Below are 24,065 nucleotides of genomic sequence, written 5' to 3'. Positions count from 1 at the left end.
ATGCCCCAATGATTCCCTGCGTGACCTGAATCCGCAAGGCGGAAAGCTGTTAGACCAGTTCGTCGAGGCGCCGCCAGAACGTCGCGCGGAGGGCTTTGCGGATGTCTTGGATGTCGGTCTTCGTTTCGCCGATCTTCGCGGCACAGTCCTTGATGAGGACGCGGTCAATATCCGGCGGCAGCAAAGGACGCTCGGCCAATAGTTCATTGATTTCAAGCTGGGTGACGCTCCCATGCCAGTTGTTCGCGAGGCTGACGGCCACCTGCTCCGCAGATTCAACCAGATCAAACCATGGGCTGGGAGTAGGAGCAGCACCCGATTCCGTTGAGTACACGGGTTCCCTGCGAACGGCAGGATGCGGCCTGGCCACTTGTATGGCACGCCGCGGCCCGGGCGAAGGAACCGGCCGGGTGTGCCCGTCGGCTGAGCTGACCGGGAGGAGGACGTTCGGCGCAGTTGTGGCAGGGGCGGGGTCGCTGAGCTGGCCGGATTTCGCGAAGCACCCGTCCAGCAGTGACTGCGGAAGGGTTGCAATGTCGTCAACCTGCAGGGCCAGGTGTTCCGCCACGGCCGTGACGCCCAGTCTGTGTCCTTGATTCTCGATGCCAAGCAGGACCACTTTCATGCCGAGGTCCTGGGCGGCTTCGACAGCTTCGGCGAGATCGTCGTCGCCGGACAGCAGGTATGCGACGTCGGCCGACCGGTTACGCGCCACCCCCACGAGGTCGAGGCCGAGCTTCAGGTCAACCCCCTTCTGTTCGCCGTTGTACGACATCCGTCCCAACCGGACCTTCACCCCGGGAAGAAGCCCAATCCGTTTGTGCTCATCGCTGAACAGGCCGTCCTTCGCGGCGTCGTACCAGTACGTTCTGAGCAGGTCACGATCATCCCTCTTCCTCACGAAACTCTGGATGCCGTCCGCCAGACTCTTGTACTGGACCGTGAACGCCGACCTGAGTGAATTCCCGGTGACCCGAAGGCCGCCCGTAGCGAGGAGAAACCCTGCATCAACGAAGATCACACTTTTGCGGCTCATGGTGAGAAGCATAGGTTGTGCCGGCGGCAATCTCTGCAGCGCGGTGCCGAGCCGGCCGCCCCCGGTGCGCCGGCCACCGCGGCGCTCGCCGCGTCGCACGCCTTTGGCCGCGGAAGGCCTTGACCTTGACGTAGCGTCAACCTTTATAGTCACATTGTCGGGTCATTCCCACCCGCAGATGACACCACCGGAGGAGGGGCCCATGGACTGGTCCATCCAGGAAATCGCCAGGATCGCCGGCACAACAAGCCGGACCCTGCGCCACTACGATGACATCGGCCTGCTCCGGCCAAGCCGCACCGGCTTCAACGGCTACCGCTACTACGATCAGGCCGCGCTGGTGCAATTGCAGCGCATCCTGCTCCTCCGTGGCATGGGGCTCGGCTTGCCGGTGATCGCCCAGGTGGTGCAGAACGAGGCTGATGCCGCGAAGGCCCTGAGCGGTCACCTCGGGTGGCTCCGGCAGGAACAAAACCGGCTGGCGCGGCAGATCGCGTCGGTCCAGCAAACCATCAAAGCAGTGAAAGAAGGAGGGGAAATCATGGCAGAGGACATGTTCGACGGCTTTGACCACACCCAATACAAGGATGAGGTTGAGGAGCGTTGGGGCAAGAGCTCCTACGCAAAGAGCGACGCATGGTGGCGCGGCATGGGCGCGGACGAAAAGACCGCGTGGAAGCAGCACTCCCAGCAACTCGGAAACGACTGGATCGCCGCTGCGGAATCAGGCGCCGCGGGGGACAGCGCAGAGGCGCAGGAGCTCGCGAAGCGTCACGTCGAGTGGCTCACCGGCATTCCGGGAACTCCGACGGCGGCGCCAGGCGGCGACGCCAAGGGGTACGTCACCGGTCTCGGCGAGATGTACGCTGCGGACCCGCGCTTCGCCGCGAACTACGGCGGCGAGGCAGGTGCCGGTTTCGTCCGCGACGCACTGCGCATCTACGCGGAGAAGAATCTGTAAATCCGGTGTTAGCCTCGGCATTTCATGAAGGTGCTCGCCTTCGCCGGCACCCGCGACCGGCGATGGGAACCAAAGGAACTCCGCGCGAGGGTCTTCGAGATCGCCGGGAAGGTCAGCCGGCACGCCCGCCAAACCGTCCTGCATGTGGCAGCGTCAGCCCCCGAACGTCTCTGCTGATAAAGGGCCTCGCCGCCCGGGGTCAGCGGCCGCACTGTCACACCCTCGTGCAAGAATCGACCAGGTCAGGCAGCCGGTAAGCCCTGACCAGGGCGAAACCCCGCCTCATGAAAGATCGAGGTTAAGCCCTGACCCATCCGAAACCCTGCCTCAGGAAAGATCGAGACCGGCGAACCTCTATTACGAACAGATAGACGATTGGCTGCCAGGGACTCCGACGCATTGTGCTGCCCGGTCTGCCGATCTAAGTTGATCCGTAATCGCAATTCTGCAGTTGGGAGCTAGGGAATGCCGAGTGGAATCAGACTTAGCAATAAGGTTGGTGGCAGAGCAGTCGACAGTGGAGGACCGGTATATGACTGCTATCTTCCGGGCGGTGTCCGAGCAGTGGGTATCATCATTGGCCTGGTTTTAGACATAAGCCCCGTCAAGCCTTGCTATTACTTCCCTTGGCAGGCCGTGACCTTGAGACTCGGTTCGGCCTCCGGCAATTTGCAGATTGATGTCGGATGAGAACGCTGGCGCGGGGAGTCTGTATCGTCCTTGCGGTTGTCGCCTTTACGCTAGGGATAGCCGCATGTGATCAGGGTCCGGCGTCCCACGCAGGATTCCCCGACACCCTGTGGAACGCCGCGACCGTTGACCCCCTTCAGCCGGCCGGCCTACTCCCGGACGAACATCCGCAGCCCGTACACCTCGTACCGACGTACAGGAGCGGCGATGAGGTGGGTGCGTGGCGACTCCTGGAAACAGGGGATGGCGGAAAACAACTTGTCATTCGGTACTCCCAGGCAGGGGAATGCCAGACCGATAAGGGCGTTATTGTGGTCGAAACGTCCACAGAGGTCGCCATCGTCCCCGTCTACCGCAACCCAGCCACGCCGTGCCAAGACGTTGCGGCACTGCAGACGCCCAGCGGAATCGTTGACCTCGCCCAACCCCTCGGAAACCGCAAACTGCTCCATATTCCGGGCGACAACGCGTTCTCCTAGCCCGGACCACGCAGTATTCCGTCCAGTCATGCAAAACAGTGTTAGCCAGGCGTACTGCCGGGGTGTGGAGATGCCCGCCCCGGCAGTATCAGCGCCCGGAGTACCCGCGCCCAAAGCCAGCGCGTCCGCCTACACCCCCGCCGAGAATAGACTTGCCCGGTGACCGAATCAACGCACTTCACCGCCGGCAACACGCCCGATGCACCCCGGAGTGATCGCCCCGAACTCCTCACGGCGCTCGCCGCTGACCTGCGGGGCATCGGCTACACACTGGACGGCGTGGCCGGACTGCTGGGCGAATCCGCCTCCACGGCCCTGAACCGGGACCAGCTCATCCCCGCGCTGATCGTCACCGAAACCGCCACTCACGGTGACCCGCGAACCGTGGCGCTGGCCGCCGTCGTACGCCTTTGGCTCCTGGCCGTTCCACAGACGGTTGAAACGCTCGACGCCGCCCTCCCGGGTATCCGCACGGAAGGTCTCCTGACGCTGGGGCTCGTTGAGCCGGTGCCCGGGGCGGGGGATCCGGCGGAATCGGGCGCGGTGATCGCAGCGAAGGCTGACCTGCGGCCGTATGGCTGGGAGGGGACCGCAGGGGAAGACGCCCCGGGCAGCGGCGGTGCTGAGCTCTGGGTGGCCAGCGACCTCGCCGCCCATCAGCAGGCCGGAGTGCTCCGGCATGATCATGTGCTGGGGATCGGGCAGGCGTCCACCACCCTCGTGCAGTCCACCATCCGCCGGCACGTGGCAAAAGCCCTGGACGTGGGAACCGGCTGCGGCATCCAGTCATTCCATCTCTTGCACCATTGCGAGCATGTGACGGCCACGGACATTTCGGCACGGGCCCTCGCCTTTGCCCGCTTCAACGTGCTGCTCAACGCCGAGGCCCTGCACGTGGACCCGGCCCGGCTGGAGGACAGGGTGAGCCTGCGGCTGGGCTCGTTGCTGGAGCCGGTGGCCGGCGAGGAATTCGGGCTGGTGGTGTCCAACCCGCCATTCGTCATCACGCCGCGCAGTCTGGGTGAAGCAGCAACAGACCAGTTCACCTACCGGGACGGCGGCCTGCCGGGTGACGAAATCGTGTCCCGTCTTGTGGCATCGCTGCCCTCTGTTCTGGCACCCGGCGGCACGGCCCAGATGCTCGGCAACTGGGAGATCACAGCGGGGAAATCCTGGGATGAGCGGCCGCAGGACTGGGCCGGCACGGACACCGATGTGTGGTTCATCCAGCGCGAGCAGGTGGGCCCGGAGCAGTACGCCGAGACCTGGCTGCAGGATGCCTCCGAGGGCCGGGACCGCAGCCTCTACGCCCGCGCCTACGGGGCCTACCTGGACGACTTTGCCGCCCGCGATGTGGAGGCGATCGGCTTCGGCATGATCTGGCTGCGGAGGCCGGACGTCGTGTCTGCTTCTGCCGACGCTGGTGTCACGGACCCCGGTGCCGCAGTCCCCGGTGCCGCAGTCCCCGGTGCCGCAGTCATCCGCCGGTTCGAGGAAATCACGTACCCCATCGAACAGCCGGTGGGCCCCCACCTGGGTGCCGCCGTCGAACGCGCTGACTGGCTGGCCACGAACGTCCTTGCCGAAACGCACCTGCTTGTGGCAGACGACGTCACCGAGGAGCGCCATCAGCGTCCCGGTGCCGAACACCCTGGCGTGATCCTGCTGCGCCAGGGTGCCGGGCTCCGCCGGACGAACCTGCTCAGCACCGAGCTGGCCGGGTTCGTCTCAGCGTGCGACGGCGATCTGTCCGTCCGGCAGATCATCGGCGCCCTTGAGGCTTTGCTCGGCGGGGCAGACGGATTCGACGGCGAGGCGCTCCGCTCCGGGCTCCTCGCCGAGGTAGGCAACCTGGTCAGGGACGGCTTCCTGCTTCCCGTTTGAACCTGCTTCCCGTTTGAACCTGATCCCCGCGTGAACACTGCCGCCGTTTGAACACTGCACAGAACTCCATCAGCTATGTAACTTAGGGCGCTGGAACGTGCCGATGGAGCTCAGGCTGATGGAGTTCTGCGACGGCGGCACCCCCGTGACCGAACCGCGGCAGAACATACGCCGCAAGGGCCACCGCCACCAGAACTCCTGCGGCGCCCGTGATCATAAAGCTGCTGCGGATCGGCAGGAGGGCACCGAGCAGTCCGCCCACGCCCAGCGCGGCGATGGACACGGCCCGGGTCATTCCGCCGATGATGGAGATGGCCTGGCCCCGGCCGCTCTCCGGGATCCGCAGGATAACGATCGCCCCGAAGCAGGCATTCAGCGCCCCGCACGCCACCCCCATGGCGGTGTAGGCCACAAACAGCAGGGTGATGTTGGGAACCAGGCCCATGATGGCCAGAGATGCGGACGTTAGGGCCATCGAAACGAGCAGGATGCGAAGCCGCGCCGGGGGCGTTTTGATGCGCCCCGACAGCGCAGCGCCGGCGGCCATGCCCAGGCCGAAGACTCCGGCCAACAGCCCGTACTGGGTTTCGCTGGCGCCCAATTCACCGCGGGCCAGGAAGACCTCCAGTACGTTGGTGGCCTCGCCCGCGGTGATAAAGAACAGTGCGCCGAGCACCAGGGCCCACACCAGGCTGTCCTTCCGAATCAGGCTCAACCCGCCCATGAGCGCAGGGCGCTCGCGGCCGGCCTGTTCGGCGGCTGTTCCGCGCCTGGTCCGGATGAGCAATGCGCCCATGCCCATGGCCACATAGCAGGCGCTGGCCACCGCAAAGACCAGTGAGAAACCGCCCCAACCGGTCAGCAGCCCGCCCGCAGCCGGGCCAACCATTCCGGCAATCATTGTGGTGGCCTGCATGGTTCCGACAGCACTGGGGGTGCGGCGCTCGCCCACGATCCGGGGCAGCAGGGCCTGCCACGTGGGCCCGGCAACCGCCTGTGCGGTGTCCAGCACAAACGTCATGGCGAACAGTACGGGGATGTAGTTGTCCACGTACTGCATGCCCAGTCCCATGCCGGCGACAGCCGCGGCACTGACTGCGGAAGCCGCCGTCGCAAGCGTCCTTGAATCTCTAGTGTCCGCCAGCCGGCCCGCCCACGGGGCAAAAACCACCAGCGGCAGGGCCGAGCACAGCAGGTAGCCGGCCACCAGCCAGGGGCCGGGGATGGCGGCGTTTCCGGCCGCCGCGGCGCTCTGGAGGTGCAGCATGATGGCGACGACGACGGCGCCAATGCCTGCCGTGGCGATGAAACGGGAGCTGCTGGCGAGCACAAAGTCGCGGTTGCGCCAGAGAGGCCGTTCAGTATCCGCCACTTTATGAAGTGTCTGTTTCATATTTCTGAAAGTACTCTTTCACGAGCAATAATGTCAAGCACTTATTTCACAACTGGACGCCTCCGGATAGACTGGGGCGGTGAATACAGATCCTTCAAAGGCGGAGCCCGCCGGCGCTGCCGCAACAAACGCAGCTCCGTCGCCCGCCAAGCCGGCGCCGGAAACGGCCAAGCGCAGGCCGCGGCCGGAGAAGAAAGTGGAGATCACCGATCCCAAGGCCATCAGGGCACTCGCCCACGCGGCCCGGCTTGAGGTCATCTCGGAGCTGTATTCCACTCAGCAGAGCCGCACGGCCACCGAGCTCGCAGCGCAGACCGGCCTGACACCGAGCGCCATGAGCTACCACCTGCGGGCGCTGCAGAAGTGGGGGATGGTGGTCCCCGCGGAGGCATCCGGTGATGCCAGGGAACGCCGCTGGAAAGCCGCCGGAACGGACTTCACCATCAACTCCGGCGGGGGAGCGGCCAGCCCGGAATTCGCGGTGCTGGATCTCGAGCTGGATGCCTTCCGCCGCCGCGCAAGCGCCTACGCCAAGGTCCGCGACGAACGGCGCAAGCGCGGTGAGTCGTCAGAGGCGTCGTCCGTGGTGGTCCTGGCCAGCAACCTGCTGTACCTGACGCCGGAGCAGCGGGCCGAGCTCACCGAGCGGGTCTTCGAGCTGTTGAAGGACTACGAGCTGGAGGACCCCAGTCGGATTCCGGCGGGAGCCGAGCGTATGTCCACCATGTGGTCCATGATTCCGGACGACCGTGCGGGTGCCGTTACCGGGCAGTAGCTTTGCATCCGCCCATGTGACGGGCAGCACGCGTTTTCCACACGAATGGGCATGATTCTGCAAAATATGGTGAACTAGGCGGGTATGGGCGCATCTGCCCGAGCAACCTTTTTCTGTAGGAGCACCGTGCCAAGCAAGGCCAAAACCGGCAAGAAACTCGTGATCGTAGAGTCTCCCGCCAAGAGCAAGACCATCGCCAAGTACTTGGGCGAGGGCTTCATCGTTGAGGCCTCCATCGGTCACATCCGCGACCTTCCGCAGCCCTCCGAGCTCCCCGCGGAACTGAAGAAGACACCGCTGGGCAAGTTCGCCGTCGACATTGAAAACGACTTCAAGCCCTACTACGTGGTGTCCCCGGACAAGAAGAAAAAGGTCGCCGAACTCAAGGCGCAGCTCAAAGATGCCGACGCTCTCTATCTCGCAACCGATGGGGACCGCGAGGGCGAGGCCATCGCGTGGCACCTGCTGGAAGTGCTCAAGCCCAAGGTGCCGGTGTACCGGATGACCTTCGGTGAAATCACCAAGGAAGCCATCCACCGCGCCATGGATAACCTGCGCGACGTGGACCAGGACCTCGTCGACGCGCAGGAAACCCGCCGCGTGCTGGACCGCCTCTACGGCTACGAGATCTCCCCGGTGCTGTGGCGCAAGGTTGCCCGCGGCCTCTCCGCCGGCCGGGTGCAGTCCGTGGTGACCCGGATGGTTGTGGACCGTGAACGCGAACGCATGGCGTTCAAGGCTGCGTCCTACTGGGACCTGACCGGCCAGTTCGGCGCAGGGGCCGCTTCATTCAAGGCCAAGCTGGCTGCCGTCGACGGCGCCAAGGTGGCCACCGGCCGTGACTTCAACGACGACGGCGTACTCACCGCCCGCAATGCGGCGCACCTCGATGAGGAGCTCGCCACCTCGCTGGCGGCAAGCCTCCAGGATGCCGACTTCCGGGTCCGCTCCGTCGACACCAAGCCGTACACCCGCCGCCCGGCCGCGCCGTTCACCACCTCCACGCTCCAGCAGGAAGCCGGACGTAAGCTCCGCTTCTCCTCCAAGAGCACCATGCAGGTCGCCCAGCGCTTGTATGAAAACGGCTATATCACCTATATGCGTACGGACTCCTCCGCGCTGAGCAACGAGGCCGTCACGGCTGCCCGCCGCCAGGCTTCGGAGCTTTACGGCCCAGAGTACATTCCGCAGTCTCCGCGGGTTTACAGCAGCAAGGCAGCGAACGCGCAGGAGGCGCACGAGGCCATCCGCCCCGCCGGTGACTCCTTCCGCACCCCGGCCCAGGTTGCCAAGCAGCTCAGCGGCGATGAATTCCGTTTGTACGAGCTGATCTGGAAGCGCACCGTTGCCTCCCAGATGGGCGATGCCAAGGGCTCCACCGCCACCATCAAGCTTGGCGCTGTGGCTTCCGACGGCCGGGACGCCGAATTCTCCGCCTCCGGCACAGTCATCACCTTCCCCGGCTTCCTGGCTGCCTACGAGGAAGGCAAGGACGAAAGCCGCGGCGACGACGAATCCGAGGAAGCCCGCCGTCTGCCGAACGTGGCCAAGGACGACGCCCTCGCAGCCTCGGACATCCTCGCCGTTGGCCACGAGACCTCCCCGCCGCCGCGTTTCACGGAAGCGTCGCTGACGGCCGAGCTGGAAAAGAAGGGCATCGGCCGCCCGTCCACCTATGCCTCCACTATTTCCACCATCCAGGACCGCGGTTACGTGCGGAAGCAGGGTTCCGCGCTGGTTCCCAGCTGGATCGCGTTCTCCGTGATCCGCCTCCTGGAGCAGCACTTCACCGACTACGTGGATTACGAGTTCACGGCAGACATGGAAGCTGACCTGGACAAGATTGCCAACGGCCAGGCCGCCGGTTCCGCTTGGCTGAAGCACTTCTACTACGGCGAGGATTCCGATCCCGGCCTTCTGAGCATTGTGAACAACCTGGGTGAAATCGACGCCCGTGAGATCAACTCGGTGCCCATCACGGACGGAATCACCCTGCGTGTCGGCAAGTTCGGCCCGTATCTGGAAAGCTCCATCCCCACTGTGGATCCGAAGACCGGAGAGGTTGTCGAGGCCTCCCGCGCCAACGTTCCGGAGGACCTGGCACCGGATGAGCTCACGGCGGCCAAGGCCATCGAACTTATGGAGACGGCCGCTCCCGAGGAGCGCGTCCTGGGTGCAGATCCGCACACCGGGCACACCGTGGTGGCCAAAAACGGCCGGTACGGCGCATACGTCACGGAAGTCATTCCGGAGATGACAGAGGAACAACTGGCCAACCAGCCGGTGGAGTACTACAAAAACGGCAAGCCCAAGCCGCCGAAGAAGCCTGTCAAGGCCAAGCCCCGCACGGGCTCACTGTTCGCGTCCATGGCGGTTGACTCCATCTCCCTGGACGAGGCCCTGCAGCTGATGAGCCTGCCCCGAGTCCTCGGTGCGGATGCCGAGGGCCACGCGATCACGGTGCAGAACGGCCGGTTCGGCCCGTACCTGAAGAAGGGCACGGACTCACGTTCCATCGGGTCTGAAGATGAAATCTTCACCATCACTCTGGAGCAGGCCCTGGAGATCTACTCCCAGCCCAAGCAGCGCGGCGCCCGTGCCGCTGTTCCGCCGCTGGCTGAGTTCGGCCCGGACCCGGTGTCGGAAAAGAACATCGTGGTGAAGGAAGGCCGCTTCGGCCCGTACATCACCGACGGCATCACCAACATCACGGTGCCCCGCACCACCGCACTCGAGGAACTGACGCGGGAACGCGCCGTCGAACTTCTCGCGGAGAAGCGGGCCAGGGGGCCGGTTAAGCGGACCGCCACAGCCCGCAAGGCTCCGGCGCGCAAGGCTGCCGCGAAGAAGTAGCTTCCTGCCGCGCCGAGATCGCGGGAAACGTGCGAGTTCGCCGGAAATTTACGGCGAACCCGCAGGTTTCCCGCGAACTCGCGTTTGCGCCCGCGGGCTCAACGTGATCGAGTAGGAACATGACTGAACAGCCTGCTCCGACAGACATCCAGCCGCTGAACGAACTCGAAGAGAAGCTCGCCCAGGGTGAACAGCCCGGCTCGAGCCCCGTGGACGTCATCCTGTCCTTCCTCAACAGCGAGGTCTACGTCATCAGCACCGAGGGGCTCGAAAGCGAGGACGCCCCGGTGGAGCCGCTGGTGCTCGCGAACTCCGAGGGCCAGCCCGTTCTGGCCGTTTTCTCGCACCCCAGCCGTGCTGACGAGCAGTACCTTGCAGCCGCACCCAATGTGCTGGGAACGCAGGGCGCCGCAATCATTGCCAACATCGGGGAAGAGCTGGGCATGGTCATCAACCCGGGCAGCGCGTTCGGATTCGAGATCAACCCGGAAGGCGTGGCCAACATCAAACGCGACTTCAAGCGCGCCGACGAAGCTGCCGACGAACCCGCCGACGAAGCTGCCAAACCCGCCACAGGACCTTCTGCCGAATAGCCGTCCGCTGCGCCCGGCAGGAAATGTGATGGCGCAGTTGCATCTGCCGCACCCTGTCGGGGAATAATGGCAGCATGCGGCTAGGCGTCCTCGATATCGGGTCCAACACTGTCCATCTACTCCTGGTGGATGCGCACCCTGGCGCGCGCCCTGTGCCTTTTGCCTCGCACAAGCGTCCGTTGTCCCTGGTCCAGTATCTGGACGGCGACGGCAACATCAACGACGCCGGGCAGCATGAGCTGATCGAGTTCGTCCTGGAAGCGTGGGAGTTTGCCGCCCGGCACAAGGCCGAGGATCTGCTGGCCTTCTGTACCTCCGCCATCCGGGAAGCCACCAACGGCCCGGCCGTCCTGGCCAGGGTGAAGCACGAGACCACCGTGACGCTGCAGGAACTCACCGGCAGCGAAGAGGCGTCCATGACGTTCTTCGCGGTCCGGCGCTGGTACGGCTGGGGTGCCGGGCCCATCCTGGACCTGGACATCGGCGGCGGCTCCTTTGAAATGGCCTTCGGCCAGGACGAGCTTCCTGAACTCGCCACGTCCGTGCCTCTGGGTGCCAGCCGCCTCACGCGGGAGTGGCTGCTCGAGGATCCGCCGTCGGCCAAGAGCGTGAAGGATCTGCGCCGCTACATCCGTGCCACCCTCAAGCCTGCCGTCCGCCGCTTCGGCAAACTGGGCAAGGCCAACCTGGTGGCCGGCACTTCCAAGACCTTCCGTTCCCTGGCACGTATTGCCGGGGCCGCCCCCAGCGGAGCCGGCCCGTACGTCAAGCGTGAACTCCACGCCACAGACCTTGGCCTGTGGGCGCAGCGCATCTCCGCCATGCAGGTGGAGGACAGGCTGCACCTGCCCGGCGTCTCGGAGGCCCGTGCGCCCCAGCTGCTCGCCGGGGCGCTCGTGGCCGAGGCTGCCTTGGAAATGTTCGAATTCGCCAGCATGGAAATCTGCCCCTGGGCGCTGCGTGAGGGCCTGATCCTGCGCCGTCTGGACCAGCTGGTCTTCGACGGCCCGCTGGACCCGGCACCCCACGTCGGGACACCGCATGCGCCGCTGACCTCCGCCATCGGCGGGCTGGCCAGCTGAGATGAGTGACGGCGTCGGGCGTTACCCGGAAGAGCCAAGCCCCCAAAACGGGCGCACCGTCCCGGTGGCGCTGTCCAGCGCGTCCGTGTATCCGCTCAGCGTGCACGACGCCTTCGCCGTTGCGCAGGACCTTGGCTACGACGGTGTGGAGGTGATGGTCACCAACAACGCCACCAGCCAGAACCCGCACGCGCTGCTGGAGCTGAGCCACCGCTATCGGCAGCCGATTGTCTCCATCCACGCGCCCACGCTCCTGCTCACGCAGCAGGTCTGGGGCGCCGCTTGGAACAAGATCGAGATGTCCTGCCGGATGGCCCGCGAGGTGGGCTGCGATACCGTGGTGGTGCACCCGCCGTTCCGCTGGCAGAGCAACTACGCCGAGAATTTTGCCGCCGGCGTCCGTGAATTCGCGGACATGTACCAGGTGCATATCGCGGTGGAGAACATGTACCCGTGGCGTGCGCGGGGGCGCGAGGCGCTGGCGTATCTGCCGCACTGGGATCCGATGGAGCAGGATTACGACGACGTCACCTGGGATTTCTCGCACGCCGCCACTGCCGGGGGCAACAGCCTTGAGGCGATCAAGTCGCTGCGCAGCAAGCTGCGGCACATCCATCTGACCGACGGGTCCGGCTCCGGCAGGGACGAGCACCTGATCCCCGGCCACGGCACCCAGCGCTGCGCTGAGGCCTTGCAGTATCTCGCGGCCAGCAACTTCGGTGGTGTGGTGGTTGCCGAGATCTCCACCCGCCGCGCCAAGGCAGCCGGCGAGCGGGAGGGATGGCTGGCAGAGACGCTCCGGTTCGCCCGGCAACACCTGAACCATCCGGTGAGTGTGCTGGGGGCGTAACTGTCACCGCACTGTGGCGCGCAGCGGGACAGCCCGCCCGGGGACCGCATGCCGGTATATAGCGGTCCTGAATGACAATGACGTAGACAGTCCACGCGCCGTTCCCGCGTGTGCGCAGCGCCCGGTCAGGTTCCGGGGAGCAGCCCCAGCTGCCCCATGAGAGCCGCGACATCCGGGTGGGCTCTGAAGGAGACGATCTTTCCGTCCCTGACCGAGGCAAAGTAGGTTCCCGTGCCGGTAATTGCCCGTCCCGTCGCCGGGATCTCTTGGCCCCCCATCAGCAGGGGCCCGGTGTTGGTGCCAGTGAATTCGACTTCCGCGGCGACTTGATCCTCGCTGACCACCCGGTTCGTGGTTTTTGAGCGCATGTCCGGGAACGCCGTAAACCAAGTCTCCATGTACTCTCTTACCTGGTCCCGCGAGCGCAGAGGTTCAGGGACTGATACATCTGAAAACGTAAAATCATCGGCCAGCAGGCCGGCGAACGCGGCCGCATCATGCTGGTCCCACGCCGCCATTCCCCGGTCATCAACCTGCTCAACGTCGGCTATGGACATCACACATCTCCTCCTCGAAACATACTGATGGGCACCATCGTAGGCCGCGTGACATGGGAGTCAATGCCGCGCCGTATTGTGCGGTTCCTTCGGCCCGGAGGCAGGACCGGCCCGCGTGCGGTGCTTGGGGATTCGGGGCTTAAACGAGTAAACGCCGGACGGCGTCGCAGAAGGAGTTGGGGGAACACTCCTGCAACCGTCCGGCGCCGCGCCGGTTCCGAAGAACCCGCTCTATCACTCGCACCTTGTGAGGCGCTTTCCAAGCTACCGAACGAGTTTGGGGATTCCTCGTGTTTTACCTGAACGTGGGCTGGCAATCTAATCTGCCCTGAAGCTGCGTTGGGACATTCATTCGCTCGACGGAAGGTGTCCGGTGCTTAAAAGCGAAGGCACCGATGGGCCGCTGCAGGAAAATGGGGGAAAACCTGCTGCAGACCACCGGTGCCGGGCAAACATCCCCATGCTTGCCTCATCACTCGCACCCTCAATGAGGTACTAACCAAGTTACGGCCGCATTTTGTGTGGAAGCTGCAGCCACCATGGGAGGAGGCTGGGAATCGGGCCGGACTGCATCGCGGCCGGCTAACTGCAATGATGGAGGCATGAGCAACCGAATCGCATTCCTGGGCTGTGGATCAATGAACGAGGCCATCATGGGCGGCCTGCTGGAGGCGGGCACTGACCCTGCCGACGTCGTCGCGACCGTCCGGCGCGCCGAACGGGCTGCTGAGCTGGCCGAACGGCACCAGGGCATTACGGCCATCGCGGGGGCCGAGGAGCCCGACAACAACAAGCAGGCAGCCACCGGCTCCGCCGTCGTGATTCTGGGGGTCAAACCCGTGGGCATTGCCGACCTCGCCCGCGAAATCAGCGGTTCGCTCTCTCCTGACACGATTGTCATCAGCGTGGCCGCCGCCGTATCCATTGAGCAGCTGGAGGCTGCGCTGCCTGCCGGACAGCCCGTGATCAGGACCATGCCCAATACACCCTCAAAGCTGGGGCGTGGTGTGGTCTCCGTGTCTGCGGGTACCCATTGCACCGCCGAACAGCTTGAAAAGGCCAAGAGTATTCTGTCCGCCGTGGGAACGGTGGTGGAGATCCCGGAAGAGCAGGTTGATGCGCTGTCTGCGATCAGCGGCTCCGGTCCCGCATACGCGTTCTACTTGGCTGAAGCGATGGCAGCAGCCGGCATCGAGCTTGGCCTGGCCCCTGAACTGTCCCTGCTGCTGGCGCGCGAAACTGTGGCCGGCGCGGGCTTCATGCTCGCCGAGCCGGGCGCCGATGCATCGGCCCTGCGCAAAGCCGTGACCAGTCCCAACGGCACCACGGAACGTGCCATTGCCACGTTTGATAACCGCGGCATTCCGGCGATCATAGCTGCCGGCGCCCGTGCGGCCGCAGACCGGGCTGCGGAGATTACCGTTCAGCTAGGGTAGGGCCAGCTGGCTACAGCGCGGGCTACGGCCGCCTGCCCGGCGAGGTTCCGGTGGCGCCGGCGAACCTGACGCCGTTCCACGGGCTTGGCTTCGTCAGGCTGGATCTCATGGTGCCAGGGATTGCTCTTCCGTTAGCTGCTGCTCTTCAATCCTGGCGGACGTGAACATTGAAAAGAGCAGTACCAGGGCGCCAACGAGCATAAAGCCGGCCGCCACCCACAGCGCAGCGCCAATACCGACTCCCGAGGCAATGAGGCCACCCAAAGGCGCTCCCAGCACGATCATCCCCCGGTTAACGGACCGCATGGTGGCGCTCATCCGCGCGATCAGTCTGTCCGGGGTCACGGCCTGGCGGTACCCCATTTCCAGCGGGCTGTCGGCGCCCATGGCGAATCCAAAAAGAAACTGGCCAAGCGCCGCAAGGATGAACGCGGCCCACAGGAACGCAGGCCATCCTCCGGGGGTATTGACTGCAGCTTCGGTAAGCCCATTCAATGCTGCCGCAACCGGGGACGTGGCTGCAACCGGCGCCAGAGCCATCAGGACAACAGAGAATGGCTGGACCAGCCGCGCCGCCACCATGGTTCTGCCTGTGCCCCAGCGCTCTCCCAGGCGTGTTGAGATGGTGGTGCCAAAGACTGCGCCAACGCCGGCGCAGCCCAGCACAATTCCGAGCCCAAGGGCGCCCAGCTTCAGCTCATTCAGAATGAGTGACGGAACCACCGCACCCAGCGTGGCTGAGCCGATGAACCAGATGTGGGTGCTCCAGGCCAGAGGGCCCAGCTGCGGGTGCCCATACACCCACCGCAACCCCTCGCCGATGCTCTGACGCAGCGTCGTATTGCTGCGCGGGGGAGGGTTCTCGGCGGCGGTGCGCTGCAGGGTGGTCAGGGCGAGGCCTGAGAAGAAGAAGGAGCATGCATCGATCAGCAGCGCGAACGGGGCTGAAACCAGCGCCACCACTCCGCCCGCCAGTGCGCTGCCCGTTGTCTGCGCCACGGTGTCACTTTGTTGAAGGCGCGCGTTGGCCCTGGTCAGCAAGGGCCTGGGAACCAGCTGCGGCAGGAAGGACTGATAGGCGGCGTCGCTCATCAGCGCCAGGGTGCCAAAGCTGAACATCATAACCATCAGCAGGGGAATGGTCAGGATCCCGGTGGCGCCCAGAAGGCACAGCCCCGCCAGGATGATGCCGCGGCCCAGATCTCCGGCGACGAGTACTGTCCGGCGCCGGAACCGGTCTACCCAGACTCCGGCCAATGGTCCGAACAGCAGGTACGGAGCCCACCGTGCGGCGTTGACCAGACCCTGGTCCAGCGGCGTGCCTTCCATGGACACGAGAATAAGAACCGAAAGCGCCAGAGTGGTGATGTACGTGCCGAAATCCGACACGGTGGAAGCGAGCCAGAACCGGACAAACCGCGGGTAGCGCCGCAGTCTGTTGGAGCCCGTGCCCGAGCCCGTGCCCTCCAAGCCGGTTCGGTCCATGGCAGAGGCCTACGGCCGCGCCGCGAACCGTTCCAGCAGGTCCACGTGCCCGGACACGATGAGCATGTCCCGTGAGGAAACCTTGGTCTCCGGACGCGCGTACGTGAAGTCCTCGCCCGGCGATTTCACGCCCACAATCGTGACACCGTACTTGGAACGCACTTTGGATTCGTCCAGGGTGAAGCCCACGGTCTCCCGCGGCGGGTACATCTTCACGATCGCGAAGTCGTCGTCGAACTCGATGAAGTCCAGCATCCGGCCGGACACCAGGTGCGCGGCGCGGACACCGGCGTCGGCCTCGGGGTAGATTACGTGGTTGGCCCCGATCCGGGTGAGGATCTTGCCGTGCGACGGTGTGATGGCCTTGACCCACAGATGCTCGATGCCAAGGTCCACCAGGTTCACGGTGATCAACACCGATGACTCGATGGACGTCCCCACGCCCACCACGGCGGAGCTGAACTCCTGAGCACCCAGCTGGCGGAGCGCATCGATGTTGGTCGCATCGGCCTCCACAACGTGCGTGAGGACCGGCGCCCATTTCTGCACAAGGTTGCGGTCGCGTTCGATGGCCAGCACCTCGCGACCCTGCTTGACCAGCTGTTCGGCGGTGGAAGCGCCAAAGCGGCCGAGCCCGATCACCAATACAGGTGCATTGTGGGCGGGACGGTTGGCGGCGCCTGACGAATTAGCCAATGATCGGTCTCTCTTCCGGGTAGTGGAACAACTGGCTGCGCTGGCGCAGGGCCAGGGCAGCGGCAAGGGTGACGGTGCCTACGCGCCCTGCAAACATCAGGGCGGACAGGACATAAACGCCCGACGGCGGCAGCTCGGCGCTGAGATTGGTGCTGAGTCCCACGGTGGCAAAGGCGGAAATGGTTTCGAACAGCACCCGGTCCAGGGATGCCCCGCTGATCTGCAGGAGCAGGAACGCGGACACTGAGACGAGCGTGGCGGCGGCCACGATGACCGAGATTGCTACCCGCATGGTGCCCTGCGGGATGGTGCGGCCGTAGATTTTCACGTCGGCATCACCGCGGGCTTCGGCAACGATCGCCAGGAACATCACGGCAATGGTGGTCACCTTGATGCCGCCGGCCGTGGAAGCCGAACCGCCGCCGGCGAACATCAGGGCATTCGAAAGCAGCATGGTGGTGGATTCCATGTGGTTCTGGTCCACCAGGCTGAATCCACCCGAGCGTGTCATGACGGAGGCAAAAAGCGAGTGCGTAATTTTGTCGCCCACGTTCATGCTGCCGATGGTCCGCAGGTTGTCCCACTCCATCAGCCCCCACAGCACCGTGCCGGCCGCCAGCAGGATGAACGTCACCTGGATGGTGAGTTTCGTGTGCAGGTTCCATTTCTTCCAGTTGAGGCCGTTCTGCCGCAGCACCATCACCACGGGGAAACCCAGGCTGCCCAGGAATACGCCGAGCATCAGGGGAATGAGGATCCAGAGGTCCGTCTGGTAGGGCACAATCCCGTCGGAATGCGGCGTGAATCCGGCGTTGTTGAAGGCCGAAATCGCATAGAAAATGCCGTGCCACACGGACTGCCAAAAGCCTTCGCCCAGCGCCAGAAACCGGGGGATCAGTGCCAGGGCCAGCACGCCCTCGATGGTCACGGACGTGGTGATGACGATCCGCAGCAGGGTACCTACCTCGCCCAGGCGCCCGGCATGGTTCATGGCCTCCTGGGCAATCAGCTTGCCGCGGACACCCAGTTTCTTGCTGACCATCAGCGCCAGCAGCGAGGCCAGCGTCAGGGTGCCCAGCCCACCGATAAAAATGCCGATCAAAATTGTCAGCTGGCCGAAGAAGGACCAGTGCACCGCCGTCGAAACCACTGTCAGTCCCGTGACACATACGGCAGATACCGCCGTGAAGAGTGCCTGGTGCAGGGGGGTGAAGTCGCCGGTGGCGGAGGAAGCGGGCAGGGACAGCAGCCCGGTGAACAGCAGGATGACCAGGCCGAACGCCACGAGGGCAAGCCTCGCCGGGGCGGTGTTGGCGATGTCGTCGATGAAATCGCGCAGTCCTGTGAAGATCCACAGGTCCTTCCGCTCCGGTCCGGCAGGCTGCCAGCCGGCCGGGCTCGTGGACCTCGACTGGCTTTGCGTCATGTGTGGCTTTTCCTCGGTTGAAACTGCTTCCTTCAGTAGTAAACCACTAAAGTCCCCGAGATGGCCGGGACTGCGCGCCACCACGCTCGGGTAGCCTGTCATTGATGACTTTCCTGCCCGGACTCAGCCAGCCCGCCCTGCCCACAACGGTGGTGTGGGACTCAGCCATGACAGCCTACAATTTCGGCCACGGGCATCCGATGGCTCCGGAACGTATGGATCTCACGGCACGCCTGGCCCGCAGCCTCGGTCTGCTGGATCTTGAGCACGTCACGGTGGCGGCTCCGGAGGTCGCGTCCGACGCCGAGCTGCAGACCGTGCACAGCGCCGAATTCGTGGCGGCAGTCCGCAGGGTCAGTGAAAATCCGACGGCGCCGGAGGAGCCCCGCGGGCTGGGCACCGAGGACGATCCAGCCTTCGCCGGCATGCACGAGGCCGCCGCGCGGCTGGCCGGCGGTTCGCTTCTGGCCGCTTCGGCCATCCTTGACGGCTCAGCGGTGCGCGCTGTGAACTTCGGCGGCGGTATGCACCATGCCTCCCGCGACCACGCCAGCGGCTTCTGCATCTACAACGACTCCGCGCTCGCTGTCCAGAAACTGCTCGACGGCGGCGTGCAGCGGGTGGCATATATCGACGTCGATGCCCACCACGGCGACGGGACAGAGAGCATCTTCTGGGACGATCCGAGGGTCCTCACCATTTCGTTGCACGAATCCGGGCTGACTTTGTTCCCTGGCACTGGCTTTGCCAACGAGATCGGCGGCCCCGATGCCCAGGGCAGCGCCGTGAACGTGGCCTTGCCCGCCGGTACCGGTGATGCAGGCTGGTTGCGCGCTTTCCACGCGATTGTGCCGCAGCTCGTTGGCGCGTTCGAGCCCGGTGTCATTGTGAGCCAGCACGGGTGCGATTCCCACCGGCTGGATCCGCTGACACACCTCAACATCAGTGTGGACGGCCAGCGCGAGGCAGCCACCGCGGTCGGACATCTTGCCGAGCGCTACTGCGGGAGCCGCTGGATCGCCACGGGCGGCGGCGGGTACAACGTCACAGGCGTGGTGCCGCGGTCCTGGAGCCACCTGATCGCCATCGCCGCCGGCCGGCCGGTCCCGCTGCGGACCCCCGTGCCGGAAGACTGGCGGGAGTACGTTCAGGAGAAGTTCGGAGTGTCCGCGCCGGAGCTGATGGGCGATGACGTGGATCTGTGGTGGCGGTCATGGGAAGTGGGGTTCGATCCCAACGACGATGTGGACCGCACCGTGATGGCCACCCGCAAGGAAGTGTTCCCGCTGTACGGCCTGGATCCGTGGTTCGACTGAGTCCCCGGTTTCTCTTTCCACGGTCCGGCTCAGTTTCAGGTTCCTCCGTCCGAAATAGTTGATGCCATCCGGCGTATATGTCGCTAGGGTGGGAGGCATGGTGACAGACGACGTATTTGCCGTCATTGCAGAGGCAACCCGGCGAGACATTCTGGTATCCCTCCGCGCGGGGGACAAGGCAGTGGGGGAGCTGGTGGAGGAGCTGGAAGCGAGCCAACCCACCATTTCCAAGCATCTGAAAGTGCTTCGCGAGGCCGATCTCGTGAGCATGCGCGCCCAGGGGCAGAAGCGCTACTACGCGCTGAATCCGAAACCCCTCGCGGGGATTGCCAGCTGGCTGGAGACGTTCGACGTCGGCCCGGCGGCCGCCGTCGGGAAGTCACCGAACGCGAACGCCCAGGGCCCGCTTGCGGCCGCGGGCGTGGCCGGTGTGCGGCAGAATGCGCGGCCTCCGGGACGTTCGGCAGGCGGTCAGCTGAGCCCCGCCGTTGTTGCCCCGGGCGGTACCGTGGGGGCCGCGGGAGACGACACCGTGCCGCAGCAGATCGGCCGTACCGTTGGCCGGGCGGCCACCAAAGCCGCCGATCTCCTGGCCAATCTGCCCAAATTCGGCCGCAAGAAGTAGAAAACCCCTGGTCCGTGCCGCCCCGGCCGGTCGCAATCGGTTGGGTTGGCGATCTGGTGCGCCCGGTGAAACCATGGCAATTCATGGTTTTGCTGCGCCGCTGCCTGGCGCCGAGGATTAGGGGAGTTGCATGGACTCGAGGCTCGAAGCCGTCAGGGACACGGTGCTGGCGCGGAATCCGGGGGAGCGCGAGTTCCACCAGGCGGTGATCGAGGTCTTCGAAAGCCTGGGCCCCGTGCACGACCGCCACCCTGAATTCCTCGAAGGCGCCGTCCTGGAACGGCTGTGCGAGCCCGAGCGGCAGATCATTTTCCGTGTTCCGTGGACGGACGACGCCGGCCGCGTGCAGATCAACCGCGGCTTCCGGGTGGAGTTCAACTCGGCGCTGGGTCCCTACAAGGGCGGGCTGCGCTTCCACCCCTCGGTGTACCTGGGCATCGTGAAGTTCCTCGGCTTTGAGCAGATCTTCAAGAATGCCCTCACCGGCATGCCGATCGGCGGCGGCAAGGGCGGTTCGGACTTCGATCCCCGCGGCCGTTCCGACGCCGAGGTCATGCGTTTCTGCCAGTCATTCATGACCGAGCTGTACCGGCACATCGGCGAATACACGGACGTCCCGGCGGGTGACATCGGCGTCGGCGGCCGGGAAATCGGCTACCTGTTCGGCCAGTACAAACGCATCACCAACCGCTACGAATCCGGCGTTCTCACCGGGAAAGGCACCTCCTGGGGCGGCTCGCTGGTGCGGCCGGAAGCCACCGGCTACGGCACCGTGATCTTCACCCAGGAAATGCTCAAGACGCGTGGCAGCTCTTTCGACGGCCAGCGTGTGGTGGCGTCCGGGTCCGGGAACGTGGCCATCAACGCGATCGCCAAGGCGCAGGTCCTGGGCGCCCACGTGGTGGCCTGTTCCGATTCCACCGGTTACATCGTGGACGAGGCAGGGATCGACGTCGCGCTTCTCCGCCAGATCAAGGAAGTGGAGCGCGGGCGCCTCAAGGAGTACGCGGTCCGCCGGGGTCCCGCCGTAGCCTATGTGGAGGGCGGCTCGGTCTGGGACGTCAACGCCACGGTGGCGCTGCCCTGTGCCACGCAAAACGAGCTCGACCGCCATGCTGCCGCCCGCCTGGTCAGGAACGGCCTGGTCGCAGTGGCTGAAGGCGCCAACATGCCGTCCACCCGCGACGCCGTGGCCGTATTCCAGGATGCCGGAATTCTCTTCGGGCCGGGCAAGGCAGCGAACGCCGGCGGGGTTGCAACGTCTGCCCTCGAGATGCAGCAGAACGCCAGCCGCGACTCCTGGAGCTTTGAGCACACCGAGCGGCGTCTGACCGAGATCATGGTGGGCATACATGATCGCTGCGCCGCCACCGCGGACGAATACGGCGCGCCCGGAAACTATGTGGTCGGCGCCAATATCGGCGGCTTCGTCAAGGTTGCCGACGCCATGCTCGCGCAGGGCCTCATCTAGGCCCTCTTGCCCAACTGACTCGCAGTTAATGTCGTTCTGAGGGCTCAGAACGACATTAACTGCGAGTCAGTTGGGGTCCTTCACTTGCCGAGCAGCCGAACGTGGTCGGGGGTGAGCTCGGAAAGCTTGCTGACGCCGAGCAGGGCCATGGTGCGGGCCATGTCCTTTTCCAGGATCTGGATGGCACGGTCCACACCGGCACGGCCGCCTGCCATCAGTCCGTACAGGTACGCCCGGCCGATCAGGGTGAAGTCGGCGCCGAGGGCCAGGGCGGCAATAATGTCCGCGCCGCTCATGATGCCGGTGTCCAGGATGATCGCGGCGTCGCTGTTGTCCGCCTTGAGGGCGGCCGAGACCTCGGGCAGCAGGTGGAACGGGATGGGCGCGCGGTCCAGCTGGCGGCCGCCGTGGTTGCTCAGGACAACGCCGTCGGCGCCGTGGTCCACCACCTTGCGGGCGTCGTCCACGGTCTGGATGCCCTTGACCACCAGCTTGCCCTTCCAGGTTTCGCGCAGCCAGTCCAGGTCATCGAACGTCAGCGTGGGATCGAACATCGAGTTGATCAGGTCCGCCACCGTCCCGGTGTAGCGGGACAGCGAGGCGAAGGTCAGCGGCTCATGGGTGAGGAAGTTGAACCACCATGCCGGGCGGTAGGACGCATCCAGCACGGTCTTGATGGTGAGCGCCGGCGGGATGGTCATGCCGTTGCGGACGTCGCGCAGGCGCGCCCCGGCCACAGCGGTGTCCACCGTGACCATGAGGGTGTCGTTGCCTGCCTTGGCAGCGCGCTCGATCAGTTCCAGCGAACGGTCGCGGTCGGTCCACAGGTACAGCTGGAACCAGTTGCGGCCGTTCGGCGCCGCCTCGGCAACGTCCTCGATGGACGCCGTGCCCATGGTGGAGAGCGTGTAGGGAATACCGGCGGCCTCGGCAGCCTGGGAGCCGGCGTATTCGCCTTCGGACTGCATCATCCGGGTGAAGCCCGTAGGGGCGATGCCAACCGGCAGCCTGGACGACTCGCCAAGAATGTCGGTGCTGAGGTCGATACTGGAAACGTCCCGCAGGATGCCGGGGCGGAACTCGATGTCCAGGAAGGCCTCGCGGGCCCGCCGCAGCGTGATCTCGGCTTCGGCCGCGCCGTCGGTGTAGTCGAAGGGGGCCTGGGGCGTGCGGCGCTTGGCCATGTCCCGCAGTTCCCAGATGGTGCTGGCCCGGCGGAGCTTGGAGGCACGGCTGAACTCGGGCTTCTTGAACTGCATCAGGGGTGCAAGGTCCGAATACTTGGGGAACCGGCGCTTCAAAGCAGGCGGCACCGATACCAGGCCCGGCGCAGTGGAAGCCGCCGCGGCGGCGGAGCCGCTCTGCCCGGCTGACGTGCTCGCCGGGGGAGCGGTGTCCTCCGGCGTTGTGGGTGCCTCAGGGTTGGTGGGCCCGATGGTCTGTTTCATTGCTGCCTCCGTTGCTTGGCCTGAGCGCGGCGGTTCACCCGCAGGTCTCTGTGGTCTAACCACACTCTAAGGCATGTGGTCCAACCACATCAACTAGAATGGCACCATGCGTACCCACCAACTGGTCCTGCACTGGATCGAGAACCGGCTCATTGACGGCCAGCTCACCGTCGGCGGGCGTCTGCCGGCCGAGAGGGCCCTTGCCGAACAGCTGGAGGTCTCCCGTACGTCTGTCCGTGAAGCGATCCGGATTCTGGAGGTAATGGGTGTGGTTCGTGCCGGTGTGGGTTCGGGCCCGGGCGCCGGGACCGTGGTGATCGCGGACCCAACAGCCGCGCTCGGTTCAGCGCTGCGGCTGCACGTCGCCACGCAGCACCTGCCGGTGGCAGACATCGTGGAAACCCGGGTGCTGCTCGAATCCTGGGCCGCTGCCCGCGCCAAGCCAGGTGCCCGGCAGCTTAGCCAGGCCGCTGCGCTGCTGGACCAGATGGATTCGGACCCCGCCGTGGACGACTTCCTGGAACTGGACGTCCGCTTCCACCTCGCGCTCGCGGACGCCGCCGGCAACGCCGTAGTCAGCGCCATCATGGGATCTTTGCGCGAGGCCATCCAGGGCTACGCCGGCCGGCTCACGGCCAATTTGCCGGACTGGGAGGCCACCGCGGCACGGCTCCGCGCGGAGCACCGTGAAATTCTGGCGGCCATAAACCACGACGACGGCGTCCGCGCGGCAGCGCTGGTAGCTGCCCATATCGAGGGGTACTACAAAGAGGCCGGGCTGGGCCCGAAGGAAACGGGCCGAGCAGCCAGCCGCCAACAGCCCTAGCGCAGCTCGATGTCCAGCGATTGGAAGGCGTCGGACACGTGCCGGCACACCAGCGGCCGGAACGATCCGCGCTCAATGTTCCAGCCGCCGTCGTAATTTCCGAAGGCCCTGGCCGGAATCCTGATTTCAACGCTCTCAGTTCCGCCGGGCGCCAGATGCGTTCCCGCGTTGCGCGGCATTGGT

Annotated in this window: 22 protein-coding genes; 14 read left to right on the top strand and 8 right to left on the bottom strand. The window is 65.2% G+C overall.

Going from position 1 to position 24,065, the window contains the following annotated elements:
• Positions 1 to 49: 49 nt before the first annotated feature.
• Positions 50 to 1,036, bottom strand: coding sequence for an NYN domain-containing protein (locus V3C33_15225; GenBank protein ID XAS66815.1), 987 nt, complete (start codon positions 1,034 to 1,036; stop codon positions 50 to 52).
• Between the two features lie 202 nt (positions 1,037 to 1,238).
• On the opposite strand from V3C33_15225, the gene V3C33_15220 reads away from it, so the two are divergent.
• From V3C33_15220 to V3C33_15205, 4 genes are all read left to right on the top strand, one after another.
• A complete protein-coding gene (locus tag V3C33_15220; protein ID XAS66814.1) occupies positions 1,239 to 1,997 on the top strand; it encodes a MerR family transcriptional regulator in 759 nt (252 codons plus the stop codon).
• Positions 1,998 to 2,021: 24 nt separating this feature from the next.
• On the top strand, positions 2,022 to 2,174 hold the full coding sequence (locus V3C33_15215) for a hypothetical protein (protein XAS66813.1): 153 nt from the start codon (positions 2,022 to 2,024) through the stop codon (positions 2,172 to 2,174).
• Positions 2,175 to 2,683: 509 nt separating this feature from the next.
• Positions 2,684 to 3,166 (top strand): hypothetical protein, encoded by a 483-nt coding sequence (locus V3C33_15210; protein ID XAS66812.1) that lies wholly within the window; start codon positions 2,684 to 2,686, stop codon positions 3,164 to 3,166.
• Positions 3,167 to 3,325: 159 nt separating this feature from the next.
• A complete protein-coding gene (locus tag V3C33_15205; GenBank protein XAS66811.1) occupies positions 3,326 to 5,050 on the top strand; it encodes a methyltransferase in 1,725 nt (574 codons plus the stop codon).
• Positions 5,051 to 5,132: 82 nt separating this feature from the next.
• Here V3C33_15205 and V3C33_15200 read toward each other — a convergent pair whose 3' ends face one another.
• The gene (locus tag V3C33_15200) at positions 5,133 to 6,443 is read right to left on the bottom strand and encodes an MFS transporter (GenBank protein ID XAS66810.1); all 1,311 of its coding nucleotides are present in this window, start codon (positions 6,441 to 6,443) and stop codon (positions 5,133 to 5,135) included.
• A 79-nt stretch (positions 6,444 to 6,522) separates the two neighbouring features.
• Here V3C33_15200 and V3C33_15195 point away from each other — a divergent pair, with 79 nt between their 5' ends.
• From V3C33_15195 to V3C33_15175, 5 genes are all read left to right on the top strand, one after another.
• Positions 6,523 to 7,218, top strand: coding sequence for a winged helix-turn-helix domain-containing protein (locus V3C33_15195; GenBank protein XAS66809.1), 696 nt, complete (start codon positions 6,523 to 6,525; stop codon positions 7,216 to 7,218).
• 126 nt (positions 7,219 to 7,344) lie between these two features.
• Complete coding sequence (gene topA, locus V3C33_15190; GenBank protein ID XAS66808.1) at positions 7,345 to 10,071, top strand: type I DNA topoisomerase; 2,727 nt, start codon at positions 7,345 to 7,347, stop codon at positions 10,069 to 10,071.
• A gap of 119 nt (positions 10,072 to 10,190) precedes the next feature.
• Positions 10,191 to 10,664, top strand: a complete 474-nt coding sequence (locus tag V3C33_15185) for an SseB family protein (protein ID XAS66807.1) — start codon at positions 10,191 to 10,193, stop codon at positions 10,662 to 10,664.
• A 74-nt stretch (positions 10,665 to 10,738) separates the two neighbouring features.
• Complete coding sequence (locus V3C33_15180) at positions 10,739 to 11,746, top strand: Ppx/GppA phosphatase family protein (protein ID XAS66806.1); 1,008 nt, start codon at positions 10,739 to 10,741, stop codon at positions 11,744 to 11,746.
• Position 11,747: 1 nt separating this feature from the next.
• Entirely contained in the window at positions 11,748 to 12,596 is an 849-nt protein-coding gene (locus tag V3C33_15175) for a sugar phosphate isomerase/epimerase (protein XAS66805.1), read from the top strand.
• A gap of 125 nt (positions 12,597 to 12,721) precedes the next feature.
• Here V3C33_15175 and V3C33_15170 read toward each other — a convergent pair whose 3' ends face one another.
• Positions 12,722 to 13,153, bottom strand: coding sequence for an ester cyclase (locus V3C33_15170; GenBank protein XAS66804.1), 432 nt, complete (start codon positions 13,151 to 13,153; stop codon positions 12,722 to 12,724).
• Positions 13,154 to 13,755: 602 nt separating this feature from the next.
• Between V3C33_15170 and proC the strand changes: the two genes are divergently transcribed.
• Positions 13,756 to 14,589 (top strand): pyrroline-5-carboxylate reductase, encoded by an 834-nt coding sequence (proC, locus tag V3C33_15165; GenBank protein XAS66803.1) that lies wholly within the window; start codon positions 13,756 to 13,758, stop codon positions 14,587 to 14,589.
• A gap of 105 nt (positions 14,590 to 14,694) precedes the next feature.
• Here proC and V3C33_15160 read toward each other — a convergent pair whose 3' ends face one another.
• From V3C33_15160 to V3C33_15150, 3 genes are read right to left on the bottom strand one after another with little or no spacing between them, the layout of a single operon-like run.
• Positions 14,695 to 16,074, bottom strand: a complete 1,380-nt coding sequence (locus V3C33_15160) for an MFS transporter (protein XAS66802.1) — start codon at positions 16,072 to 16,074, stop codon at positions 14,695 to 14,697.
• Positions 16,075 to 16,083: 9 nt separating this feature from the next.
• Entirely contained in the window at positions 16,084 to 16,770 is a 687-nt protein-coding gene (locus V3C33_15155) for a TrkA family potassium uptake protein (GenBank protein ID XAS66801.1), read from the bottom strand.
• Positions 16,763 to 18,196, bottom strand: a complete 1,434-nt coding sequence (locus V3C33_15150; protein ID XAS66800.1) for a potassium transporter TrkG — start codon at positions 18,194 to 18,196, stop codon at positions 16,763 to 16,765. The genes V3C33_15155 and V3C33_15150 overlap by 8 nt, the downstream gene beginning before the upstream one ends.
• 104 nt (positions 18,197 to 18,300) lie before the next feature.
• Here V3C33_15150 and V3C33_15145 point away from each other — a divergent pair, with 104 nt between their 5' ends.
• From V3C33_15145 to gdhA, 3 genes are all read left to right on the top strand, one after another.
• Positions 18,301 to 19,512, top strand: coding sequence for an acetoin utilization protein AcuC (locus V3C33_15145; GenBank protein XAS66799.1), 1,212 nt, complete (start codon positions 18,301 to 18,303; stop codon positions 19,510 to 19,512).
• A gap of 97 nt (positions 19,513 to 19,609) precedes the next feature.
• Entirely contained in the window at positions 19,610 to 20,137 is a 528-nt protein-coding gene (locus V3C33_15140) for a metalloregulator ArsR/SmtB family transcription factor (GenBank protein XAS66798.1), read from the top strand.
• A 130-nt stretch (positions 20,138 to 20,267) separates the two neighbouring features.
• Positions 20,268 to 21,608 (top strand): NADP-specific glutamate dehydrogenase, encoded by a 1,341-nt coding sequence (gdhA, locus tag V3C33_15135; GenBank protein ID XAS66797.1) that lies wholly within the window; start codon positions 20,268 to 20,270, stop codon positions 21,606 to 21,608.
• An 80-nt stretch (positions 21,609 to 21,688) separates the two neighbouring features.
• Here the strand turns inward: gdhA and V3C33_15130 are convergent, their stop codons facing one another.
• Positions 21,689 to 23,056 (bottom strand): alpha-hydroxy acid oxidase, encoded by a 1,368-nt coding sequence (locus V3C33_15130; protein XAS66796.1) that lies wholly within the window; start codon positions 23,054 to 23,056, stop codon positions 21,689 to 21,691.
• Positions 23,057 to 23,162: 106 nt separating this feature from the next.
• Here V3C33_15130 and V3C33_15125 point away from each other — a divergent pair, with 106 nt between their 5' ends.
• Entirely contained in the window at positions 23,163 to 23,882 is a 720-nt protein-coding gene (locus V3C33_15125) for an FCD domain-containing protein (protein ID XAS66795.1), read from the top strand.
• Here the strand turns inward: V3C33_15125 and V3C33_15120 are convergent.
• Entirely contained in the window at positions 23,879 to 24,061 is a 183-nt protein-coding gene (locus V3C33_15120) for a hypothetical protein (GenBank protein ID XAS66794.1), read from the bottom strand. The two genes, V3C33_15125 and V3C33_15120, sit on opposite strands and share 4 nt — an antisense overlap.
• Between the last annotated feature and the right edge of the window lie 4 nt (positions 24,062 to 24,065).

This window comes from Micrococcaceae bacterium Sec5.7, from assembly GCA_039636785.1.
GTDB lineage: Bacteria > Actinomycetota > Actinomycetes > Actinomycetales > Micrococcaceae > Arthrobacter.
Note: the sequence above shows the minus strand (reverse complement) of the source record. Positions and strands in the feature narration are given on the sequence as shown.

Bases quoted from the DNA above. Each gene is read 5' to 3' on its own strand.
- V3C33_15225 (XAS66815.1), bottom strand. From the start codon at position 1,036: ATGAGCCGCAAAAGTGTGATCTTCGTTGATGCAGGGTTTCTCCTCGCT.
- V3C33_15220 (XAS66814.1), top strand. From the start codon at position 1,239: ATGGACTGGTCCATCCAGGAAATCGCCAGGATCGCCGGCACAACAAGC.
- V3C33_15215 (XAS66813.1), top strand. From the start codon at position 2,022: ATGAAGGTGCTCGCCTTCGCCGGCACCCGCGACCGGCGATGGGAACCA.
- V3C33_15210 (XAS66812.1), top strand. From the start codon at position 2,684: ATGAGAACGCTGGCGCGGGGAGTCTGTATCGTCCTTGCGGTTGTCGCC.
- V3C33_15200 (XAS66810.1), bottom strand. From the start codon at position 6,443: ATGAAACAGACACTTCATAAAGTGGCGGATACTGAACGGCCTCTCTGG.
- V3C33_15185 (XAS66807.1), top strand. From the start codon at position 10,191: ATGACTGAACAGCCTGCTCCGACAGACATCCAGCCGCTGAACGAACTC.
- V3C33_15180 (XAS66806.1), top strand. From the start codon at position 10,739: ATGCGGCTAGGCGTCCTCGATATCGGGTCCAACACTGTCCATCTACTC.
- V3C33_15175 (XAS66805.1), top strand. From the start codon at position 11,748: ATGAGTGACGGCGTCGGGCGTTACCCGGAAGAGCCAAGCCCCCAAAAC.
- V3C33_15170 (XAS66804.1), bottom strand. From the start codon at position 13,153: ATGTCCATAGCCGACGTTGAGCAGGTTGATGACCGGGGAATGGCGGCG.
- proC (XAS66803.1), top strand. From the start codon at position 13,756: ATGAGCAACCGAATCGCATTCCTGGGCTGTGGATCAATGAACGAGGCC.
- V3C33_15160 (XAS66802.1), bottom strand. From the start codon at position 16,074: ATGGACCGAACCGGCTTGGAGGGCACGGGCTCGGGCACGGGCTCCAAC.
- V3C33_15150 (XAS66800.1), bottom strand. From the start codon at position 18,196: ATGACGCAAAGCCAGTCGAGGTCCACGAGCCCGGCCGGCTGGCAGCCT.
- V3C33_15145 (XAS66799.1), top strand. From the start codon at position 18,301: ATGACTTTCCTGCCCGGACTCAGCCAGCCCGCCCTGCCCACAACGGTG.
- V3C33_15140 (XAS66798.1), top strand. From the start codon at position 19,610: ATGGTGACAGACGACGTATTTGCCGTCATTGCAGAGGCAACCCGGCGA.
- gdhA (XAS66797.1), top strand. From the start codon at position 20,268: ATGGACTCGAGGCTCGAAGCCGTCAGGGACACGGTGCTGGCGCGGAAT.
- V3C33_15130 (XAS66796.1), bottom strand. From the start codon at position 23,056: ATGAAACAGACCATCGGGCCCACCAACCCTGAGGCACCCACAACGCCG.
- V3C33_15125 (XAS66795.1), top strand. From the start codon at position 23,163: ATGCGTACCCACCAACTGGTCCTGCACTGGATCGAGAACCGGCTCATT.
- V3C33_15120 (XAS66794.1), bottom strand. From the start codon at position 24,061: ATGCCGCGCAACGCGGGAACGCATCTGGCGCCCGGCGGAACTGAGAGC.